This is a genomic window from Paracoccus sp. KR1-242, from assembly GCF_049446195.1.
GTDB lineage: Bacteria > Pseudomonadota > Alphaproteobacteria > Rhodobacterales > Rhodobacteraceae > Paracoccus > Paracoccus broussonetiae.
Genome location: NZ_JBMSED010000016.1, coordinates 23786 through 45215 on the forward strand (window position 1 = coordinate 23786; position 21430 = coordinate 45215).

At 65.1% G+C, this 21430-nt stretch carries 21 protein-coding genes; 6 read left to right on the forward strand and 15 right to left on the reverse strand.

The genetic code is table 11. From position 1 onward, the window contains the following. Positions 1 to 6: 6 nt before the first annotated feature. From ACO2Q4_RS21065 to ssuD, 3 genes are read right to left on the reverse strand one after another with little or no spacing between them, the layout of a single operon-like run. Positions 7 to 591: an NAD(P)H-dependent oxidoreductase gene (locus ACO2Q4_RS21065; protein WP_311761069.1), complete on the reverse strand. Its 585-nt coding sequence runs from the start codon at positions 589 to 591 to the stop codon at positions 7 to 9. A gap of 35 nt (positions 592 to 626) precedes the next feature. Next, positions 627 to 2087, reverse strand: coding sequence for an FAD/NAD(P)-binding protein (locus ACO2Q4_RS21070; protein ID WP_423321719.1), 1461 nt, complete (start codon positions 2085 to 2087; stop codon positions 627 to 629). Between the two features lie 3 nt (positions 2088 to 2090). Beyond that, complete coding sequence (gene ssuD / locus ACO2Q4_RS21075) at positions 2091 to 3263, reverse strand: FMNH2-dependent alkanesulfonate monooxygenase (protein ID WP_423321840.1); 1173 nt, start codon at positions 3261 to 3263, stop codon at positions 2091 to 2093. Positions 3264 to 3688: 425 nt separating this feature from the next. On the opposite strand from ssuD, the gene ACO2Q4_RS21080 reads away from it, so the two are divergent. Then, positions 3689 to 4540 (forward strand): DUF6635 family protein, encoded by an 852-nt coding sequence (locus tag ACO2Q4_RS21080; RefSeq protein WP_423321721.1) that lies wholly within the window; start codon positions 3689 to 3691, stop codon positions 4538 to 4540. On the opposite strand, the gene ACO2Q4_RS21085 is transcribed toward ACO2Q4_RS21080, so the two are convergent. The 6 genes from ACO2Q4_RS21085 to pcaD form a co-directional block, all read right to left on the reverse strand. Further along, positions 4537 to 5850 carry a class-II fumarase/aspartase family protein gene (locus ACO2Q4_RS21085; protein WP_423321723.1) on the reverse strand — a complete coding sequence of 438 codons (1314 nt, stop codon included), beginning with the start codon at positions 5848 to 5850 and terminating at the stop codon, positions 4537 to 4539. The genes ACO2Q4_RS21080 and ACO2Q4_RS21085 overlap by 4 nt on opposite strands. Positions 5851 to 5943: 93 nt before the next feature. Further along, on the reverse strand, positions 5944 to 6795 hold the full coding sequence (locus ACO2Q4_RS21090) for a 3-keto-5-aminohexanoate cleavage protein (protein ID WP_423321725.1): 852 nt from the start codon (positions 6793 to 6795) through the stop codon (positions 5944 to 5946). Positions 6796 to 6802: 7 nt separating this feature from the next. After that, positions 6803 to 7408 carry a protocatechuate 3,4-dioxygenase subunit alpha gene (pcaG, locus tag ACO2Q4_RS21095; protein ID WP_395135491.1) on the reverse strand — a complete coding sequence of 202 codons (606 nt, stop codon included), beginning with the start codon at positions 7406 to 7408 and terminating at the stop codon, positions 6803 to 6805. Then, complete coding sequence (pcaH, locus tag ACO2Q4_RS21100) at positions 7408 to 8145, reverse strand: protocatechuate 3,4-dioxygenase subunit beta (RefSeq protein ID WP_311761062.1); 738 nt, start codon at positions 8143 to 8145, stop codon at positions 7408 to 7410. Before pcaH ends, pcaG begins: the two co-directional genes overlap by 1 nt. Beyond that, positions 8145 to 8522 carry a 4-carboxymuconolactone decarboxylase gene (gene pcaC, locus ACO2Q4_RS21105; RefSeq protein ID WP_395135489.1) on the reverse strand — a complete coding sequence of 126 codons (378 nt, stop codon included), beginning with the start codon at positions 8520 to 8522 and terminating at the stop codon, positions 8145 to 8147. The genes pcaH and pcaC overlap by 1 nt, the downstream gene beginning before the upstream one ends. Then, positions 8519 to 9298 carry a 3-oxoadipate enol-lactonase gene (pcaD, locus tag ACO2Q4_RS21110; RefSeq protein WP_423321728.1) on the reverse strand — a complete coding sequence of 260 codons (780 nt, stop codon included), beginning with the start codon at positions 9296 to 9298 and terminating at the stop codon, positions 8519 to 8521. The genes pcaC and pcaD overlap by 4 nt, the downstream gene beginning before the upstream one ends. Positions 9299 to 9400: 102 nt before the next feature. Between pcaD and ACO2Q4_RS21115 the strand changes: the two genes are divergently transcribed. The 4 genes from ACO2Q4_RS21115 (at position 9401) to pobA (ending at position 13931) form a co-directional block, all read left to right on the forward strand. After that, positions 9401 to 10279, forward strand: coding sequence for a LysR substrate-binding domain-containing protein (locus ACO2Q4_RS21115; RefSeq protein ID WP_423321729.1), 879 nt, complete (start codon positions 9401 to 9403; stop codon positions 10277 to 10279). A 148-nt stretch (positions 10280 to 10427) separates the two neighbouring features. Then, positions 10428 to 11702, forward strand: coding sequence for an MFS transporter (locus tag ACO2Q4_RS21120; RefSeq protein WP_395135485.1), 1275 nt, complete (start codon positions 10428 to 10430; stop codon positions 11700 to 11702). A 57-nt stretch (positions 11703 to 11759) separates the two neighbouring features. After that, positions 11760 to 12653 carry a helix-turn-helix domain-containing protein gene (locus ACO2Q4_RS21125; RefSeq protein WP_423321732.1) on the forward strand — a complete coding sequence of 298 codons (894 nt, stop codon included), beginning with the start codon at positions 11760 to 11762 and terminating at the stop codon, positions 12651 to 12653. A 111-nt stretch (positions 12654 to 12764) separates the two neighbouring features. Next, entirely contained in the window at positions 12765 to 13931 is a 1167-nt protein-coding gene (gene pobA, locus ACO2Q4_RS21130) for a 4-hydroxybenzoate 3-monooxygenase (protein ID WP_423321734.1), read from the forward strand. Positions 13932 to 13967: 36 nt separating this feature from the next. Here pobA and ACO2Q4_RS21135 read toward each other — a convergent pair whose 3' ends face one another. The 5 genes from ACO2Q4_RS21135 to ACO2Q4_RS21155 form a co-directional block, all read right to left on the reverse strand. Further along, a complete protein-coding gene (locus ACO2Q4_RS21135) occupies positions 13968 to 15881 on the reverse strand; it encodes a DEAD/DEAH box helicase (RefSeq protein WP_423321736.1) in 1914 nt (637 codons plus the stop codon). Positions 15882 to 16021: 140 nt separating this feature from the next. Further along, the gene (locus ACO2Q4_RS21140) at positions 16022 to 17512 is read right to left on the reverse strand and encodes an amino acid permease (protein WP_423321738.1); all 1491 of its coding nucleotides are present in this window, start codon (positions 17510 to 17512) and stop codon (positions 16022 to 16024) included. A 52-nt stretch (positions 17513 to 17564) separates the two neighbouring features. After that, entirely contained in the window at positions 17565 to 18281 is a 717-nt protein-coding gene (locus ACO2Q4_RS21145; RefSeq protein ID WP_423321740.1) for a GNAT family N-acetyltransferase, read from the reverse strand. Continuing rightward, positions 18278 to 19408 carry an o-succinylbenzoate synthase gene (gene menC / locus ACO2Q4_RS21150; RefSeq protein WP_423321742.1) on the reverse strand — a complete coding sequence of 377 codons (1131 nt, stop codon included), beginning with the start codon at positions 19406 to 19408 and terminating at the stop codon, positions 18278 to 18280. Before menC ends, ACO2Q4_RS21145 begins: the two co-directional genes overlap by 4 nt. Before the next feature lie 79 nt (positions 19409 to 19487). Next, positions 19488 to 20078, reverse strand: a complete 591-nt coding sequence (locus tag ACO2Q4_RS21155) for a DUF421 domain-containing protein (RefSeq protein ID WP_423321744.1) — start codon at positions 20076 to 20078, stop codon at positions 19488 to 19490. 74 nt (positions 20079 to 20152) lie between these two features. Here ACO2Q4_RS21155 and ACO2Q4_RS21160 point away from each other — a divergent pair, with 74 nt between their 5' ends. Further along, positions 20153 to 20332 carry a hypothetical protein gene (locus tag ACO2Q4_RS21160; protein ID WP_311761050.1) on the forward strand — a complete coding sequence of 60 codons (180 nt, stop codon included), beginning with the start codon at positions 20153 to 20155 and terminating at the stop codon, positions 20330 to 20332. Here the strand turns inward: ACO2Q4_RS21160 and ada are convergent. Next, positions 20329 to 21393 carry a bifunctional DNA-binding transcriptional regulator/O6-methylguanine-DNA methyltransferase Ada gene (ada, locus tag ACO2Q4_RS21165; RefSeq protein ID WP_423321746.1) on the reverse strand — a complete coding sequence of 355 codons (1065 nt, stop codon included), beginning with the start codon at positions 21391 to 21393 and terminating at the stop codon, positions 20329 to 20331. The genes ACO2Q4_RS21160 and ada overlap by 4 nt on opposite strands. Between the last annotated feature and the right edge of the window lie 37 nt (positions 21394 to 21430).

The following is a 21430-nucleotide window of genomic DNA, read 5'->3' on the forward strand; positions in this document are numbered from 1 at the left end:
ATCCTTTTACAGGGCGTGCAGGATCGGCGCGGCACTCTCGCCTCGCACCGGGACAGGATAATCGCTGAGGTATGGCGCGAACTGGCCAACGGCGCGGCTCAGGCGGGCGCGCGCGGCTTCGTCCACCAGCTTACCGCCGACGAAGTCCCGGTCCGAGACATAGACCCCGGTGGCCAATGGCTGCGCCTCGAAAAAGCCGAAAAGCGGGCGAAGCTGATGTTCAACCACCAGCGCGTGGCGATCACCGCCGCCGGTGGCCGCCAGCAGAACAGGCTTGCCGTGCAGCATGCCCGGATCGAGCAGGTCGAAGACATGCTTGAACATGCCGCTGTAGCTGCCCTTGTGGACGGGGCTTGCGATCACCAGCGCGTCCGAACGGACAAGCGATGTGACAAGCTCCAGCGCCTCGGGGGAAAGATCGCCCAGCTGGCGCGCCGCACCAAGCGAGGGGCCAAGCTCACTCAGGTCAAAGACCTGGCCCACCGCGTTGAAGCGGTCCGCGGCAAGGTCCACGGCCTGCTCGACAAGGGCCCGCGTGCGCGAGGGCGCAGAAAAGCTTCCGGCAAAACCGGTGATGGTCAGGATCGACATGATGATCTCCTGTGGTTCGAGGTGATTCCAGCCCGTCAGGCCGGGTTCGCTGCACGGCCCTCGGACAGGCCGGAATGCCGCAGAATGGGGGCAAGGATGGCGCGTTTGGCGATTTCGCGGGCAATCGACCGGGCGTGTGCCGCACATTCCGGCGCGCCGATCAATTCCCCCACATGGCCACGGGCGAGGGGTCCGGCGACCAGAATGCGTTCGCTTGCCTGACCCCTGACGTCCAGGCCGCGGCAGGTATCGGTTGTGGCCAGCCCCAGCCCCAAAGGATCCGGGGCGATCATGCCCAGCCGGGCCAAAGCGGCAAGCGCCGGGTTCCAGTCGATACACCGTCCTTGCGCAGGGCCGGTGGTCACGACGATCTGGTCAAAGACGCCGCTGACCAAATCCTGCCCGCCACGGCGCCGCCAAGTCACGCGGACACCGTTCCATTCCCGCTCGGCCGAAATCAGATGCGCGGCCTGATAGTCCAGACGCCCGTCATCCTCCAGACGGTCCAGAATGGCGCCGATCTGCGGCGCAAGGCGATAGCGGTGGACGTCCCAATAGGTGCGCAGGTGACGCAGCAGGCGCGCGCGGGCCCGATCATCCAGCCCGGACCAGATCTTCTGGCCCTGCGTGCGCAATCGGGACAGCGTCGCGTGCCAGCTTTGCCCGCGCGCCTGATCGTCCACGATCGCGTGGCGGACCCGACGCAGCAACTCGGCCACGCTGGTGATCGGCGTCTCGGTAAAGTCCTGCGTGCTTTCCTGTGCGACGATCCCGTGCGACCGAGACCGCAGACCGTGACGCGACAGGCAGGTGATGCTGCCTTCGAACCCCTGCCCGTCCAGTGTCGCGATGACATCGGCGGAACCCAGCGCCGCGCCCAGGACCAGAACTCGCGCGTCGCGGCGGATACCCGCGATCCGCACCGGGGCATAGGGATCGGCGATCAGCTCGGGCGCGCCGGTCAGCCCGGCCAGAACCTTCGGCACCGCCGGCGGCGGATGTCCCGTGGCCAGCACCAGAAGATCGGCCCGGATCCGGCTGTCGTCCGACAGCAGAAGCACCAGCGCGCCGTCGGGCGCGCGCTCGATATCGCCGACGCGGGCGCGGATATGCCGGATCCTGCCCGCGCGCAGATGCGGCGCAATCCTGTCGGCCACATATTCGCCGAACAGCTCGCGGCGCGGGAAACGCTCGCCCTGCGCGGTCAACGAGGAGGCGTCGTGGTCCAATCGGCCTTGCGCCTGTCCCTCGACGATCCAATCGGCAAAGTCCTGGGGCCGGTCAGGGTCCATCGTCATGCGATGCGCCGGGACATTGATCCGGTGCGCGGGCTCGGTCGTCGAATAGGCCAGGCCCCGGCCCAGTTCGGCGCGCGGCTCGACCACGGTTACGATCGCCTGCACATGCATCTCGGCAAGTTGCCAGGCCAGTGAGGCGCCGGTGAAGCCGCCACCCATGATGACGACGCGCAGGCGCGGAGACTGGATCATGTTCATGCCCTAACCTCCTGTCACCAGAACCGGGCGCGGCATGATGGGCTCAGCCGCGGGGCGATAGTCATTGCCGACCGTCTCGCCAAATGAGCCCATGTTCGCGGCCGCGCTGGGTTGCGCCACCGGATGGTCCAGCGGCAGCAGCGGCAGCACGCGTTCGCCGAAGCTGTAGGCTTCCTCAAGATGCGGATAGCCAGACAGGATGAAGGTATCGATCCCGATGCGCCTGTATTCGTCGATACGCTCGGCCACGGTTTCGGCGTCGCCGACCAGCGCGGTGCCCGCCCCTCCCCGGACAAGGCCGACCCCCGCCCACAGGTTCGGGCTGATCTCCAGCCCGTCGCGGCGACCGCCATGCAGTTCGGCCATACGCCGCTGGCCGACCGAGTCCATCCGGGCGAAGGTTTCCTGCGCGCGGGCGATGGTGGCATCGTCCAGCTTGCTGATCAGGCGGTCCGCTGCCTGCCATGCCTCGGCCTCGGTCTCGCGGACGATGACATGCAGGCGGATCCCGAAGGTCACTTCACGTCCTTCAGCCTCGGCCAGGCGGCGGACGCCCTCGATCTTGTGACGGACCTGCTCGGGCGGCTCGCCCCAGGTCAGGTATTTGTCGACCTGCTTGGCCGCCACGGCGTTCGCCGCCTCCGACGAGCCGCCAAAGAACAGCTTCGGCCCGTTTTCCTGCAATGCCGGAAACAGAAGCTTCCCGTCCACGATCCGGAAATGCTTGCTTTCGTAATTGACGGTCTGCCCCGCGAGCAATGCCTTATAGATGTCCAGGAATTCCCGCGTCACCTCGTAGCGTTCGGAGTGGCTCAGGTGGATGCCGTCGCCCGCATTCTCGACCGGATCGCCGCCGGTGACGACATTGATCAGCAGCCGGCCACCCGAAAGCCGGTCCAACGTCGCGGTCATGCGCGCGGCCAATGTGGGCGATTGCAGCCCCGGACGCACCGCGACCAGAAAACGCAACTTTTCGGTTTGGGAGGCCAGAGCGGCGGCGACGATCCAGCTGTCTTCGCAACTGCGGCCCGTCGGCAGAAGGACGCCATAATAGCCCAGAGAATCTGCCGCCTGCGCGATCTGGCGCAGATAGGGCAGGTTCACTGCCCGCCCACCATCGGCAGTGCCCAGATAACGGCTGTCGCCGTGGGTCGGCAGGAACCATAGGACCTTGATGTTTTGCGGAGCGGGAATGGTCATGTCCGTCCTTTCGTCGTTGAGCTTGGACAGGCGCAAGGGGCGCCGCGGCTACGAGGAAAGAATACATCAAATCACTACTGAGTATATAGAGATTTAGGAGTTTCCAGAAATGAAGATGGTTTTCCTCTCTCATGCCCCTGTGCTGGAAACCTGTTTTCGGCATGGGATCACGGCAAGAAGGCAGTTCGGAGAGATCGATGATAGTCAGGTAAGCGTTCGTAATCACGTGATAAATCCTCCGTCGCCTTGCTTGTGCATCAGATCTGGGAAGTACAAGTGATGACAAAGCGGGCATTGCCTCCACCCACGCCACCGCCCATCGCGCCTTCCGCGCATGGTTGAGACATGTCCCCGACCTCCCTAGATTGAAGGATCAATCGTCAGACCAAGGAACCCGCTTCATGCCCCCTGCGCGCCCAGGATCAGCCGCACCCGCCCCGGCCGATACCCGGCCGATGACGCGCCGGGAAAGCGAGATCGGCCGCTTTGTCGCTGACCGCTATGGCATCCGCGGCACTCTTGCCCTGCATCGCGCAGCAATCGGCGCAGACCTGCTTCGCGCCCCGGCGAACGTGGCGTTGTCGCCCGTTTTCCTGCTGTTGCGCTTCGTCGCGATGATGTTGCGCCTTTGCGGCGCCCGGGGCGCAGCCAGCTGGCTGGACCGTCGGCAGATCTTCCTGACCACCGATGTCGCGCGCCGCATCGAGTCGGATCTGACCGAACTGCTCACGCGCCTCGATTCGCAAGGGATCGCGCCCCGCGCGCCCGCCCCCCTGATCCAAAGCGCGATCCGATCCTATGCAGAAACCCGCAACGCGGTTTCTGAGATCACCACCTCGATCATCGTGCTTCTGTCGGGCTTCCTGATCTTCTATCAAGCGACGCCCGGCGTTCTGTCCTTGGCCACCCCCATCGCCGAAATGCGGGCGCACTCCCACGCGGTCGCGGATTTCGCGCTGGGAAGCTGGGCGGGCGGGATGTGGTATTCGGTTTTCCCGACGCAATTCTCGACGCTGGAACTTGTGCTGACAGGAATCGTGCTGTCCGTCTTGGCCGCGCTGGTCACGACCTTTGCCGGAATCGTCGCCGATCCCGTCCAGGTCTGGAGCGGCATCCACAAGCGGCGCCTGCTGAGGTTGATGGCACGGCTCGACCGGCAACAGGACGCCTCGGGGCTTGGCCGCGAACATGTTCTGGCGCGGCTGGGCGATCTTGGCGACCTTGCTTCGTCGATCTGGCGGGCGATGCGCTAGGCCCGCGCCTTCACCGCGAAATCGCGCGCATCCTGCGGGGCTGTGCCCAAGCCACCCGCTGCGGACAGGTCAAGCGCCGGAAAATCCCGCGCGACCAATGCTGGCAACGAGCTGCCGCCCTTCACTGCCTCGGCACACAGCGCCTTGATCCTGGCCTGCGCTTCGGGACGGGGCATGTGCCGGGCCAGGGCAAAGGTGAATGCCTCGGCATGGATCAGCCCCGTTCCATCATCGATGCCGCGCGCCATCGCCGCCGCGTCCGGCGCAAGACGCCCGGCGACATCCAGCGCCAAGGCCATCGCGCGGCCGGCCGAAATGCAAAGCTGCGGCAGGGTCATCCATTCGACGAACCAGGCAGAGCCGTCGCGTTGCTGCCGGTGCAGCCCCGCGCCCTGCATCGCGCCCGCCAGCGCTACGGATTGCCGTGCCAGCGCAACAAGGACCGAAGGGCCGACGGGATTTTGCTTCTGCGGCATGGTCGATGATCCACCGGCACCCGAGATGCGGATTTCCTCGATCCCCGACTGGGTCATCAGGATCAGATCCTCGCCCATCTTGCCAAGGCTGACGCAAACTCCCGCCATCCAGGCGGCAAAGCCATCGATGCGGTCGCGTTCGGCGTGCCAGCTGTGGCCGGGATCGGCCAGTCCCAGCGCCTCGGCCAGGGCGGAGCGCACCGCCGGGCCTTCGGGACCCATCGCGGAGAGCGTTCCCGCCGCTCCGCCCAAAGAGACCGTCGCCAACTGCGGGCGCAAGGCCGCTAGCCGGTCCCGAAGCCGCATCAGGGGATGACCCCAACCCGCCACCACGGCTCCGAAGCTGGTCGGTGTCGCTGCCTGCCCATAGGTCCGCGCCGCCATCGGCAATTCGGCATGGGTTTCGGCCAGCTCTCCGAGGGACCGGATCAACTGGCCAAGCCGGTCGTCCCAGATCTCGATCAGGCGCCGCAAGCGCAAGGCCAGCGCGGTTTCCATGATGTCCTGACTGGTCGCACCCCAATGCAGGAACTGCGCATGTTCCGGGGCCTGCATCGCCTTGCGAAAGGCTGCGACCAGCGCCGGGACCGGCACGCCGTTGGTCGCAGTCTCAACCGCCAGTGCAGAGGGGTGGATCTGCACTTCGCGGCTGGACCGGTCGATATAGGCGGCTGCGGTTTCGGGAATGATGCCAAGCCCGCCCTGTACCCGCGCCAGCGCGCCTTCTACCAGAAGCATGGCGCGGATCTCGGCGCTGTCGGTGAACAACGCGGCGCTGGCCTCGTCGCTGAAAAGCTGGCGATAGATGGCACTGTCGGCGGCGGAAGCAGGCATGGATATGGTCCTTTGGATCGGTTGAAGCCGGGGGGCTGTCAGCCCCCCGGTCCCCCCGAGGGTATTTTCAAAACAGTGAATGCGTGAATGGGATCAGGCCAAGGGTTGGCGCAAGCCAAGGATCTGTCGCGCCTGCTGCCAGTTTGCGACGGGGCGTTCGAACCGGTCGCAGATTTCGGCCGCGCGCCTGACGAGCGCCGCGTTCGAGGGAGCAAGCCGGTCGCGGTCCAGGCGGACGTTATCCTCGAGCCCGGTGCGCGCGTGGCCACCGGACGAGATCGCCCATTCGTTCAGTTGGATCTGGTTCTGACCAATCCCAGCGGCGCACCAGGGCGCGTCCGGGCCAAAGAGGCGCTGAACCGTATGGATATAATAGTCGAAAACATCGCGATCCGCGGGCATCGCGTTCCTCACGCCCATCACGAACTGGACATAGGGCCGGTCCTTGATCCGGCCATCGGCATGCATCCGGGCCGCCTGCAGGATATGGCTGAGATCGAAGGCCTCGATCTCGGGCTTCACATCGTGGCGGATCATTTCGGACGCCAGCCAGTCGACCAGATCCGGTGGGTTCTCGTAGACGCGGGTGGGGAAGTTATTCGAGCCCACCGAAAGCGAGGCCATGTCGGGGGCCAGAGGCAGCATCCCGCCCCTGGCCTGACCGGCGCCCGAACGGCCACCAGTCGAAAGCTGGACGATCATGCCCGGACAGTGCTGCTCCAGCCCTTCCTTGAGGCGGGCGAAGCGGTCCGGGTCCGAAGTCGGTTTCCCCTCGTCGTCACGGACATGGCAATGGGCGATCGTCGCGCCGGCCTCGAAGGCTTCCTGCGTGGACTCGACCTGTTCGGCGATGGTGATCGGCACCGCCGGATTGTTTTCCTTGGTCGGAAGCGATCCGGTGATCGCCACGCAGATAATGCAGGGCCGGTTCGTCAGATCGCCCATCCTGTCCTCACATGTCGAAGAATACGGTTTCGTTCTCGCCTTGCAGGATAATATCGAAGCGATAGGTGCCGTCACCGGTTTTCCGGGCGATCAGCGTGTTCACGCGCTCGCGATGCTCGATCCGTTGCAGGACCGGGCAAGACTCGTTGTCCTCGTCCTCGAAATAGATCCGGGTCTGAAGGCCAAGGTTGATCCCGCGGGCAACCACCCACAGCGCGACATGCGGCGCCATCATGCGGCCATCCGGAAAGGGAACGCGGCCCGGCTTTACCGTCTTCAGGGTCCATTCACCGCTGTCGAAATCGGCAATGATGCGGGCCCAGCCGGAGACGTTCGGATCCGCCCTGCCGCGCGGGTCATTGCCGGGATAGATCCCTTCGGCATCGGCCTGCCAGCTTTCGATCAGTGCATCGCGCAGGATCATGCCCGCCCCGTCGCGCACGGTCCCGATGATGGTGATTGCCTGCCCCTTGGCACCATCGCGGATCGGGCTTTCGCCCAGATCGACCGGATAGATGCCCGCGTTGCCCAGCTTGTTCGGCGTCAGGCCGATATGGACATAAGGTCCGGCCGTCTGCGAGGGGGTTTCCTTCAGATAGTCCAGCTTCTGCATCACAGACCCTCCTTGCGGTTTTCGAAGAACGACTGGCGACGGCCGCGCAGCACGATGTCGAACTTGTAGGCAAGGCAATCCATCGGGATCGCCCTGTTCAGGTCCAGCGGCGCGACCAGGGCCTGAATAGCGCGGTCCTCTCCGATGGTCTTGATGATCGGGCAGCGCTGGATCAGCGGATCGCCCTCGAAATACATCTGGGTGATGAGGCGCTGGCCGAATCCGGAACCAAAGACCGAGATGTGGATATGCATCGGGCGCCAGTCGTTGACCCGGTTCGGCCAGGGATAGGCGCCGGGACGGACGGTCAGGAACTCGTATGAGCCATCGGGACCGCTGATGGTGCGCCCGCAACCGCCGAAATTCGGGTCAAGGGGCGCGGCATAGCCGTCCTTCTTGTGGCGGTAACGGCCACCGGCATTGGCCTGCCAGATCTCGACCAGGACGTTGGGAACACCGCGACCGGTTTCGTCAAGCACCCGGCCATGCATGATGATCCGTTCGCCGATGGCGGGCTGGCCGGTGAAGTTCAGGATCAGGTTGTTGTCGAGATTACCGACCATCGAATGGCCAAAGGCCGGGCCGGTTTCCTCGCTCAGGGTCGAGCCAAGGGCGACCAGCGGCCGGAACGGCGCACGCGTCATCGAGGTCTTGTAGCCCGGCGTATAGGCGGCGGGGTGCCAGTCGCGGTCGCGGAAGAACAGGGGCCCGCGGTCGACTTCGTTGTTCTGGGTCATCACTTGCTCTCCATCTCCGCGAAGGTCTCCTTGGCGATCTTGATCGCATGGTTGGCGCGCGGCACCCCGGCATAGATGGCGACGTGCAGAAGGGCATCCAGCACGTCCTCCTTGCTGGCGCCGGTATTGGCGGTGGCGCGGATATGCATGGCCAGTTCGTGATCGTTACCCAGCCCGGCCAGCAGCGCGATGGTCAACATCGAGCGCTCACGGGCCGAGATCGTGTCGCGCGACCAGACCGAACCCCAGGCGGCTTCGGTAATGAGCGTCTGGAAGGGTTCGTCGAAGGCGGTCTTGTTGGCCTCGGCTCGGTCGACATGGGCGTCACCAAGCACCCGGCGGCGCGTGACCATGCCCTGATGGAATCGTTCGGTCATTTCGAATTTTCCCTGAGAAAGTCCCGGAGGATCGCGGCGAATGCCGCGGGCTGCTCGACGCAGGGCAGATGGCCCGCATCGGCAATGACGTGGAAGGCGGCGCCCCGGATCAGGTCGGCGGTGGCCTTGACCAGTTCGGCGGGCGAGGATCCGTCCTGATCGCCCGCGATCACCGCGACCGGCAAGGAAAGGTTACTGGTCGCCGCGGTCAAATCAGCCGAAGCCAGCGCGCGGCAAGCCCCGACATAGCCGATGGCCGAGGTCCGCAGGACCATGTTGCGCCAGGCGGCCAACTCGGGGCGCGCGCGAAAGACCGGGGCGAACCAACGCTGCATGATGATATCGGCGATTGCGCCGATCCCGGTCGACTGAACGGCGGCGATGCGCTCGGCCCAGCTTTCCTTTGTCCCCATGCGGACTGCAGTGTTCGACAGGACCGCCGCGCGGACCAGGTCGGGACGGCGCGCCGCCAGCGTCTGCGCGATCATGCCGCCGATCGACAGGCCGACGAAAACGACGGGGCCAACGCCAAGATGTTCGATCAGCGCGACGGCATCCTCAGCCAGATCCTCGACACCGAAATCGCCGCCTTCGTCCGACAGGCCGTGCCCGCGCTTGTCAAAGCGGATCGCGCGAACCTCGGGCATCTCGGCAATAAGCTGGTCCCAAAGCCGCAGGTCGGTGCCCAGCGAATTGGCGAAGACGACGACAGGCCCATCGGCCGGGCCGTCAATCCGGTAATGCATCGCGCCCCAGGGGCGGGTCAGAACTTGCATGATGCTCTCCCTCTTTCCATAATCTCGCATAACGGTTCCGGCTTGGATAATGCAAAATCGGTCATGATGGATAACCATTCTGCTATGCATCCTGGGGTCAAGTTGCGCCATATCCGCGCGTTTCTGGACATCGCGGCCGAAGGTGGTCTGTCTGCGGTCGCCCGCGCGCAAGGCATCACCCAGCCCGCCCTGTCCCGCACCTTGGCCGAGCTTGAGGCGCTGCTGGGTCAGCCGATGTTCCTGCGCCAGGGCCGCAGGCTCGTCCTGACCGAAGGGGGGGCGGTCTTTCGACGCCACGCACTGACCGCCATCCAGGCGCTTGAGGCGGGTGCAGCGGCCTTGCGTCCCGGTGTCAGCGGCACCCTGCGGGTCGGCGTCCTGCCCACTGTCGCTACGCGCTTCATGCCGCGCGTGGTGCTTCGGTTCAGCGACTTGCGGCCCGAAATCCTGCTGGCCGTCGAGACAGGTCCCCATTTTCACCTGATGCGGATGCTGCGCGAAGGTCTGGTCGACCTCGTCGTGGGCCGCCTGCCCGGCGCGGCCGAGATGGCCGGTCTGAGCTTCGACCATCTTTACGAAGACGAAGTCGTGCTCGTCGGGCGCGCCGACCATCCGTTTCGCCATCGGCCCGCGCAAGAGGCCCTTGCGGCCTCTCCGGTGATTCTTCCCCCCACCACCGCACTTATCCGTCCGGTGGTGGAAGATTATCTTGCCGCGAACGGCCTTGCCGGGTTGCGTCCCGCGGTCGAGACAGTGTCGCTGGCCTTGGGGCGCGGGATCTGCCTCAGTTCGGACGCCCTGTGGTTCATTTCGCGCGGCGTGGTGGCGCATGAATTGGACCGCGGCGACCTGGCGATCCTGCCCACCGGAGCGCGTTTTCTGTCGGGCGCGGTCGGGATGACGCAACGTCAGGGCAGCGCTCCGACCGGGCTGGCCGATTTCGCGGAAATCGCCCGGGAAGTGGCCCGCGAGCGGCCCTGAATCCTCATCCCATCGACGATCCGGCGCAGGCTTGCCGTCCTCGCTTTGCCATTTACCACCATCGATCCCGCTGATAGTGGCCCCGCGTTCGGACCGGCGCGAGGAGCACGGTTCCGCATTCCGGAATTCGAGGAGGAACTGCATCTTGGTGACGGATGGACATAAGCGCCTGCTGGCCGGCGCAGGCTGGATCTCCAGCCTTTGCTGGGTCGCGGTGGTGCTGGACGGGTTCGATCTGGTGGTACTCGGCGCCTTGATCCCGACGCTGACGGGCGGCGAATCGCCCTTTATGACCAAGCCCGAGGCGACCTTCGTTTCGACGATCAGCCTTGTCGGCATGACGCTGGGCGCCCTGTTGATCGGGGCGATGACCGACCGCTTCGGACGGCGCAAGTCGATGATCTGGGCCGTGGCCGCGTTTTCGCTGGCGACCCTCGCCTGCGCCTTTGCCCATGATTGGGTTCAGCTTGCGATCTATCGCTTCCTGGCGGGTTTTGGTCTGGGCGGCTGCCTGCCGACCGCGATTGCGCTGGTGACAGAGTTCTCGCGCGGGCAGGCCGGCAAGGCCTCGACTCGGGTGATGACGGGCTATCACGTCGGCGCGGTTGCGACCGCGCTGCTTGGGCTGGCCTTGCTGCCCACCCTGGGCTGGCGCGCCATGTTCATCGCCGGCGCGCTTCCCGGTCTGGTGCTGGTGCCGCTGATGCTGATGCACCTGCCGGAATCGCCCGCCTTCCTGTTGGCCAAGGGTCGCCGGGACGAGGCCGAGGCCATCGCCCGCGCCAACGGCATCTCGATCGAAATCGCCTCTGCCCCGGTCGAAGGTGTTCCGGCGCAAACCGCAGGCGCACTGTTCCGCGCCCCCCTGCTGCGCAACAGCATCGGCATCTGGGTCACCTCGTTCATGGGGCTGCTGCTGGTCTATGCGCTGAATACCTGGCTGCCCACGCTGATGATCCAGGCTGGATACGGGCTGCAACAGGGCCTGCTCCTGCTGCTTCTGATGAATATCGGCGCCATCTGCGGGCTTCTGGTCGCGGGGCAGGTCGGCGACCGGATCGGGTTGAAGCCCGCCGCGATCCTGTGGTTCCTGGCAAGCGCCGGTTTCCTTGCCGCGCTTTCCGTCAAGGTTCCGGCGCTGGCGCTTTACCCGCTGGTCTTCGTCACTGGCTGCTTCGTCTTCTCGGCTCAGGTGCTGGTCTATGCCTATACGGCTGCGAACCACCCGCCCGCGATCCGGGCCACCGCACTTGGAATGGCGGCGGGGATCGGGCGGATCGGCGCGATCTCGGGTCCGCTGCTGGGCGGAACGCTGGTTTCGCTTGGCGTCGGGCACCCTTGGGGCTTTTATGTATTTGCCATCGTGGGCCTGCTGGCGGCGATCGCCATCACCACGACGCAGGTGATGAAACAAAAGGTCTGAACGACCCCCTCCCGCGCCCGATTTTTTTCGGGCGCCGGACCTGGGCAAGGACGCGCCATGACCCGGACCCCGCAGACAGGTATCCCGCATTACTACCTCTATGGGGACCGGGATCAGGATGTCGAACTGGACTTCCTGCATGTCGAGCCGATCCTGGACCGCAGCGGTCCCAACGGCTGGCGCATCCAGGCCCATGCTCATCCCGATCACATGCAGATCATGCTGATCCAAAGCGGCGGCGGAACCATCCGGCTTGAGGATCGAAGCCAATCGATCCCCGCCCCCGCCGTGCTGGTCCTGCCTGCGGGTTGCGTCCACCAGTTCGAATTCGACCCCGGCACCGACGGCTATGTCGTCACCGCAGCTCTTGGCTGGCTGAATGCCGCGACGGCGACCGATGCGCGGCTGGCTCTTGCCGTCGCACGCCCCGCCGTGATGGGTCTGACCGGGTCCGGCGTCGACATTCCCGCGCTCATCGATACCTTCCATTGGCTGCACCGCGAATTCATCTGGTCCGCCCCTGGGCGTCGCTCTGCCATCATGGCCCTGTTCATGCGGCTTCTGGTGATCGTCCTGCGGCTTGGCATCGCCCAGGAACCGACCGAGCTTGCCCCCGCCGACCGCGATCAGGATCTACTGATCCGGTATCGCGCACTGGTCGAGGCTCATTTTCGAGACCAGCGATCGCCCTCCTTCTATGCCGCCGAACTGGCGGTGACGACCGCGCGGCTGAACGCAGCCTGCAAGCTGCGCGCGGGCCGCACCGCGACCGAGATCCTGCATGAACGCGTCCTGCTCGAGGCCAAACGCTACCTGATTTATACCGACAACAGCGTGGCGCAGATCGCACATATGGCAGGCTTCGACGACCCGGCCTATTTCAACCGCTTCTTCACGCAGCGCGTGGGGCTTTCGCCGGGAGCCTTCCGCCGACAGGGCGGGACCGACTGACGATCCGTCCAATCTTTCCGACGCCTCGTCCATTTCGTGGCAGGATGGCTTGCGCCATTTTGCCGCAGATCATGAGCGACACGGTTTCGCCGCTCGAGGAGGATAAAGATCATGCGCCATCAGGTCTGCATCATTGGCGGCGGTCCGTCCGGGCTGCTGCTTTCATTGCTTCTGCGCCGCGCGGGCGTGGATGCGGTCGTGCTGGAACGGCGCTCTCGCGACTATGTCCTGTCCCGGATCCGGGCGGGCGTGCTGGAACAGGGCCTGTGCGACATGCTGCGCGAAGCCGGCATCGGTTCGCGGATGCAGGCGGAAGGTTTTGTCCATGACGGGACCATCATCACCGCCCACGGAACAACCGTTCATATCGACTTCAAGAAGCTGACCGGCAAGACCGTCACCATCTATGGCCAGACCGAGGTCACGCGCGACCTGTATGAGGAGCTGGACCGCATCAGCGCGCCCGTCTTTCACGAGGCCGAGGATGTCGCGATCCACGATGCCGACAGCGACGCCCCCCATGTCACCTTCACCCACCAAGGCCGCAGCCATCGCGTCGATTGCGATTTCATCGCCGGGTGCGACGGATTCCACGGTGTCAGTCGCAACACCATCCCCAAGGCGGTACGCCGCGAGTTTGAGAACGTCTATCCCTTCGGCTGGCTGGGGATTCTGGCCCATACGCCGCCGGTTGCGGACGAACTGGTCTATTCCGGGCATGAGCGCGGCTTTGCGCTTTGTTCGATGCGCAATGCCAATCTCAGCCGCCATTACCTGCAGGTTCCGCTGACCGGCAAGGCCGAGGATTGGAGCGATGACGCCTTCTGGGCCGAGCTGCGGCGGCGCCTGCCCCCGCATCTGGCCGAGACCCTGGTCACCGGACCTTCGATCGAGAAAAGCATCGCGCCGCTGCGCAGCTTCATCTCCGAACCGATGAGCTGGGGGCGCATCTATCTTGCCGGGGACGCCGCGCATATCGTGCCCCCGACCGGGGCCAAGGGGCTGAACCTTGCCGCCTCGGACATCCATTACCTGTCGAAGGCGCTGATCGCGCATTACGCGGGAGACGAAGGGCTGCTTGCTGGCTATTCCGCCACCGCGCTGGCGCGGGTGTGGAAAGCCTCGCGCTTTTCGTGGTCGCTGACACGGATGCTGCACCACTTCCCGGCCGAAGGATCGTTCCTGGCGCGGATGCAGGCGGCCGAGGTCGATTACCTTGCCCATTCCACGGCTGCCCAGACGGCGCTGGCCGAAAACTATGTCGGCCTGCCCTACTGAATGAAAAACGCCCGGCCGATTGGCCGGGCGTCTTTTTTATCCCTTGCGACCCTTGGCAAAGCCGGTCTTGCCGGTTTCAGCCTTGCGCCGCGGCGCGGGCTTGGCCCAACCGGCCTTCCCTTCGGCCTTGGCAGGCTTACTTTTGGTCCAGGGGGCCACCGCGTCATTCGTGCGCTTGCCCGATTTTTCCGCCGTGGTCCAACGCGCCTTGCGGGCAGCCGGGGCGGCGGCTTCGGGTTGCGGCTGCTCTTCGCGCCATTCGCCACGCGGGCGCTTTTCGAACGAGCCCTCGGGCTTCTTCTTCGGATAGGCCTTCTTGGCGGGCGCTTCGCGACGGGGTGCCGGGGCCCCACTGCTGCGTTCAAAATTGGGCATGCCGGGATGACGGACCATCATCAGGCCCTCTTCCAGCTCGGTCGCCTCGCCAAAGCGGTCGGCGGCGGCGGCAGCGATCTGCACGAAGCTTTCGTGATCACGCACCTTGATCGCGCCGATGACGTCCTTGGTGACACCACCTGCTTCGCAGATTTTCGGCAGCAGCCAGCGGGCCTCGGCCCGGCCAGAATAGCCGACGGAAAGCGAGAACCAGACCGAATCCCCAAATTCGCGCGGTTCGCGCGGGGCGCTCGGCGCCGGGCGCTCGGTCATCACGGCCAGTTCCTCGGCAGCGGGGCGGCCTTCGCGCCACAGCCGGATGAAGGCCGCGGCGACTTGCTCGGCCCCGAAGCGCGAGATCAGATCCCCCGCCTGCGCGGCATCGTCACCGACTTCTTCCAGCAGCGCGGGATGTTCCAGCATCCGCGTGTCGTCCTTGGCCCGCACCTCGTCCGCCGAGGGCGCACCGGACCATTCGGCCTCGATCTTGGCGAATTTCAGCAGGCGCTGCGCCTTCTTGTATTCCGGCGCGATCACGATCAGGGCCGAGACCCCCTTGGACCCGGCGCGGCCCGTCCGACCGGAACGGTGCAGCAGCGTTTCGGCATTGGTCGGCAGATCGGCATGGATCACCAGTTCCAGCCCCGGCAGGTCGATGCCGCGCGCGGCCACGTCGGTCGCGATGCAAACCTGCGCGCGACCGTCGCGCAGCGCCTGAAGGGCGTGGCTGCGTTCCTGCTGGCTAAGCTCACCCGAAAGCGCAACCGCCTTGAAGCCGCGATTGGCCATGCGTGCCAGCAGATAGCTGACATTCGCGCGGGTCTTGCAGAAGACGATGGCCGTCTGCGCCTCGTACAGCCGCAGCAGGTTGAAGATCGCCGGTTCGCGGTCACGCGTCTGCACGCTGATCGCACGGTATTCGATGTCGCCATGCTGGCGAGCCTCGCCATGCGCAACAATGCGCAGCGCGTCGCGCTGGAAATCCTTGGCCAGCTTTTCGATCGCCGGGGGCACGGTGGCCGAGAACATCAGCGTCCGGCGCTCGGCCGGGGCCGCTTCAAGAATGAATTCCAGATCCTCGCGGAAACCAAGATCCAGCATCTCGTCGGCCTCGTCCAGGACCGCGGCGCGCAGGCCGGACAGGTCCAGCCCGCCACGTTCGATATGGTCGCGCAAGCGACCGGGCGTACCGACGACGATATGGGCCCCGCGCTCAAGCGCACGGCGTTCGTTGCGGTAATCCATGCCGCCGACACAGGTTGCAATGCGCGCACCTGCCTCGCCGTAAAGCCAGGCCAGTTCGCGGGCGACTTGCAGCGCCAGTTCGCGCGTCGGTGCAATGGCCAGCGCCAGTGGCACCTCGGCGGGCGCCAGGGTGTCGCCATCGCCCAGGATGTCGGGTGCCATGGCCAGGCCAAAGGCCACGGTCTTGCCCGAACCGGTCTGGGCCGAGACCAGCAGGTCACGACCGGAAGTATCATCCGCCAGGACGGCATCTTGCACGGAGGTCAGGCTGGCATAGCCCTTGGCTGCCAGTGCCGCGGCCAAAGGCCCGGCAATACGAAGTTCTGTCATGTTTTCGCCAGAAAAGGGGGTGCCGAACACCCGATGAGCGGCACCAGACCCTTCGCGGCAGGGAACCAAACCCTTCGCCGCTCCGGACACGCGGAGCCAAAGGCCGCCATTTAGACGACCCTGCCGCATATGTAAAGGCGCTATTCGCCCGGCTGGCCCTTCCCGCGCAGGCCTGACCCAGCGTCACGCCCCTCAAGCACCGATCTGCGCGAGGCATAAAGCAGATAGAATGCCGCGGCGAGGATCAGCCAGATCGCCGTCATGCGGAAGACAATCATCGGCAGGCTGGAAATCAGGTAAAGGCAGCACAGGATGCTGAGGATCGGCAGCACCGGGAACAGCGGCACGCGGAACCCGCGCGGCGCCTCGGGGCTGCGATAGCGCAGGATGATGACGCCAAGCGACACCACGGTAAACGCCGTCAGTGTGCCCATGCTGGTCAGGTCCCACAGGATGTCCGCGGGCAGGAAGGCCGCGATGGCACCGACAAAGCAGGACACGATCACCGTGTTCACCGCAGGGACGCGGGTATGGGCGTTCACACGACTGAAGACCGGCGGCAGCAATCCGTCGCGCGACATGGCGAACAGAATGCGCGTCTGTCCGTAAAGCACCACCAGCGTCACCGAAAAGACCGAGATGACCGCACCCGCCGAAAGGATCACGGCGGGGATCGGCGATCCCGTCACATTCTGCAGGATGACGGCAAGCCCGGCCTCCTGTCCGCCGAACATGCCTTGAGGCTGCGCGCCAAGCGCCGCCAGCGCGACCAGAAGGTAAAACCCGATGACGATGAACAGTGCCAAAATGATCGCCAGCGGCAGATTCCGGCGCGGATTCTGCACCTCGTCCCCCGCGGTCGAAACCGCATCAAGACCGATGAAGGTGAAGAAGATCGACCCCGCTGCCGCGCTGATCCCCGCAAAGCCATGCGGGGCAAAGGGCACAAGGTTCCCACTGTCAAAGGCGGTGAAGGCAAGGACGATAAACAGCGCCAGCACCGCCAGCTTGACCATCACCATGATCGCGTTGGCACGGGCGGATTCACGCGCCCCCCGCATCAGCAGCAGGCAGCAAAGAAAGACCAGAAACGCGGCAGGCAGGTTGATCAGCCCGTCGCCACCCCGGTGCAGCGTATATCCCTCGGCGACAAGCGGGGCGTGCAACAGCGCGCGCGGCAGCTCCAATCCGGTCGTCACAAAAATGAGGTTGTGCAGATACTCGCTCCACCCCACGGCAACCGCGCCGGCAGAGACGCCGTATTCAAGGACAAGGCAGGCCGCGACCAGAAAGGCCACGCCCTCACCCATCGTGGCATAGGCATACGAATAGCTGGACCCAGCGACCGGGATCATCGAGCTCATCTCGGCATAGCAAAGGGCGGTCAGGCCGGCAGCGAAACCCGCGATCAGAAAGGAAACCAGCACCGCCGGTCCCGCCGTCGGCACCTGTTCGGCGAGCACGAAGAAGATCCCCGTGCCGACCGTCGCGCCGACACCCAGCATGGTCAACTGGAACAGCGTGATGCTGCGGCCCAGCTCTGCGCCCCGCTGTTCGGCGGCCTGCTCGGCGAAAAGACTGATCGGCTTCTTGCGCAAAAGCCGTTGCGCAAGCGACATCGGGTTCATCATCGTTACCAGCATTCCTTCGTGGTGCAGCGTCGGACCGGACCCCGCGCCCGGATCAGGCCTGCGCGTCCGAAAGCAGATAGGCCGCATCGCGGTTGTCGAATCCAGTGATCCTTTGGCCCCGGCCAAAGGCGTCGGTCAAGGCCCTGCGCAGATCCATGCGCGCAAGCAGCGCAGCGTCAATGTCGCACAGCAGCAGCCTGTCCAGATCGGCAGGGATCGCAATGCGCGTGGACCCCGGCATGGGCGCGGGTCTGGTTCCGGCAGCCCGAAACGCCACCGCGGGACTGTCAAGCTGCCAGTCCACCATGACCCGGTCCGAGGGAAGCCCCGCGTTGATCCCCTCCATCACCCCATAGTAGTTTTCAAGATATGTGCCGGAAGTCGCCCCCAATGCGCCAATATTCAGGCTGGCATTGACGGCGCGCAGGGGATCATAGGTCCAGCGAACCAACGTTATCCCGCGCGCCAGGCACCAGTCACGCTGGAACCATTTCAGCCGCAGGCCAAGCCTAAGCCCGCGCGCTTCCGGCAGAACCCCCAGCCGGTGCGAGTGCTGGACGCCCGCAGTCGCGCTCGGAAATGCGATCAGGAAGGCCAGCATACGCGCACCTTCGAACGCTCCGGCGACAAGTCCGCCTTCGTGCTGGATCGCCAGCATCAGATCGGCATTGTCAGCGGGATCTTCCTGACCCCAGACCGCACGCTGGAAATCCTCCGAGGCTTTCAGCTCGGCCAGTGTCGCCAGTTCGCGCAGCACGATATCGGTCATGGCCGGAAGTCTTGCCGCTGGCTGGTCACGCTGTCGAGATAGGGGCGGTCCAATGTGACCCCAAGACCGGGGCCATGACGCGGTATCGGCATCAGCCCGCCAACTGCCTCAAGTTGCTGCTCGACGATATCCCTTTTGAAATAGCGGCTTGCGGAAGATGTATCGCCCGGTTTCGAGAAATTGGGCAGACTCGCCAGATGGATATTGTGTGCCCGGCCAATCCCCGATTCCAGCATCCCGCCGCACCAGACCGGAACATCGAAGGCCGCGCAAAGGTCGTGGATGGCGCGGGCTGGGCCAAAGCCCCCGACGCGCCCGACCTTGATGTTGATGACCCGCGCAGCCTCGGCCACCAGCGCCTTGCGGGCGTCGGTGGCGGAACGGATACTTTCGTCCAGGCAGATCGCCGTCAGCAAGTGACGTTGAATCCGGGAATGGTCGTCGATGTCGTCGAAGGCCAGGGGCTGCTCGATATAGTCCAGCCCGAACTGGTCCATCGTCTTCAGCAGGGGCAGGTCCGGCAGGCGATAGTCGGTATTCGCATCGACTGTCAGCTTGATCGTGGGAAAGGCATTGCGCACTGCGGCCAGCAATTCCAGGTCATGGCCACGGCGGATCTTCAGCTTGACGCGGCGATACCCCCCTTCGACCGCCGTCGCGACCCGTTCAAGGGTCGTGGGGATATCCGCGATGCCCAGGCTGACGCCCACCTCGACCGCCTCGCGGGTGCCGCCAAGGGCGGCAGTCAGGGGAATGTTCAGCGCCTTGGCCCACATGTCCCAGACCGCCATTTCGACCATGGCCTTCGCCATCCGGTGTCCGCGCCAGGGATCAAGGATCGCCGCCAGTTCCGCGGGCGAGGCAAAGCTGCGGCCCAGAATCTGCGGCAGGATCGCCTGCTCCAGGAAAGCCAGCGATCCGGCCTGCGTTTCCTCAAGATAATCCGGCAGGATGTCCATGACACCTTCGCCGAAGCCCTCCAATCCATCGCCCCGCAGCGTCAGAAGCGGAAAGATCTTGTCCGTCATCGTCCCGGTCGAGATGACAAAGGGGGTCAGCAGAGGCAGATGAACGATGCGGATCTCGGCCGCATCGATGCGGATGCCGGGAAATTGGGGCTGGGTCATGATATGCTCGCGTCCGTGACGCATCGCAAACTGCGGCGGAATTGACCCCAGCGCAAGCGGCCCACTGCGTCGCATCGGATCACCGTGATGCAGATCCGGTGATGCCCGCAGCCCCCGCAAGCTCGGCCTCGGGCAGGGCAGGCGGTTGATAAAGGCCCTTGGCAGGCACCTCGGACCGTGACCGGACCAGGACCGACACGGTGCCGTTTGTTTCCAGCACCGCCAGCAACACCTGCGAAAGATCGTCCACGCCCTTGTCGCGCAGCTTCATGTAAAGCTCGTGCTCTCCGATCCCGCGGCTGCGGATTTTGTGGCGGTCGACGCGCCCCTCGATCACGACGACCTGCGGACTGCCTTCGAAGAACCGAGTCAGGCGCGACGACTGCATGATCGCAAGGTCCACCAGCTTGTTGGCCAGCACGACCAACAGGATCGCCAGCATCGCCGGGATCAGCGGCACGTCAGGATAGAACAGCGAATCTCCGACCGCCGAGCCGATCGCAATGACCAGCAGGAACTCGACGATCGAAAGCTGCGCGATACTGCGCCCACCAATCCAGCGCATCAGCGCCAGCGTATAGAAATAGATGATGCAGGTGCGGAACAGGATTTCGGCCAGAAACAGCGGATCCTGCTCTCCCATGAAAATACGTTGCAGTTCTTGCGACATGGCCAATCTCCGAAAGCGGCAGATTGGAACGCAGCCCCCCTTCATCCCGGTTCCCGACTGCGCTAGACAGGGCCATGCTTGTTGATCCGAACAACCCCTTCTTCGACCGTCTCTGGGTACGCCTGCTTTGCGTCTTGGGCCCGTTGGCCTGGGCCGGGGTTGAGTATATTAACGGCGCACAGCTTTGGGCCGCGGGCTTTGCCGCGGCCGGGCTTTATCTCGCCTATGCCCTGTTCTGGCAGCGCGGACGCTAGGGCGTCGCCTCGCGGTCAAGCAGTTCGCGCTTGCGTTCGACGCCCCAGCGATAGCCAGAAAGGGCGCCGTCATTGCGCACCACGCGGTGGCACGGGATCACCACCGCCAGCTTGTTCGCCGCGCAAGCCCCGGCCACTGCCCGCACCGCCGCGGGTGAACCGATCCGCGCGGCAAGTTCGGCATAGCTGACAGTCTCGCCCGCCCGGATGTCGCGCAGGGCTTGCCAGACGCGCTGCTGAAAGGCTGTCCCGCGAATGTCCAGCGGCAGATCCAGCCCCTGCCCCGGCGCCTCGACAAATGCGACGACGCGAGCAACCAGCGCCTCGAATGCGTCATCCCCGCCGATCAGCTGCGCCTTGGGGAAACGGTCCTGCAGCTCGGCCAGCAGAGGTTCGGGATCGTCGCCCATCGAAATCGCGCAGATGCCCCGGTCGGTGCTGGCGACCAGGATCGCCCCCAGCGCGCTTTGGGCCAGCGCAAAGCGGATCACCGCGTCTTCTCCGCCCTTGCGGAAAGCCGATGCTGCCATGCCGATCGCGCTGTCGGCACCATCATAGAAACGGCTGGCCGAACCAAACCCTGCCTCATGAATTGCCGCAGTGACACTTGCGCCCGAGGCAAGGGCATCGCGGACCCGCGCCGCCCGATGCGCCGCCCCATAGCGGCGCGGCGTCATCCCTGTCACGGCTTTGAACTGGCGGTGAAAATGAAAGGTGCTGAGGCCGATCCGCCGGGCCAGATCCTCGGTCGAGGGCATCTCCTCGGCCTCTTCGATCATGCGGCAGGCGGCGGCGACCAGCACGGCATTGGCCTGCGCCGGGGACTGGCCGCGCGGATTGCAGCGCAGGCAGGGGCGAAACCCCTGCGCCTCGGCTGCGTCGGGGCTTGCGAAGAAGCCGACATTCCGGGGATTGGCGCGACGTGACGCACAGGACGGCCGACAATAGACGCCGGTCGTGCGCACCGCATAGACGAAAGTGCCATCGGCGCTGCGATCGCGTGACATCACGGCCTGCCAGCGGGGATCGAGCGCGGTCTTTTGATCTTGGTCCATCAACATGATATAGCCCTTCCCGTTCATGATGGGCAGAGCCTAG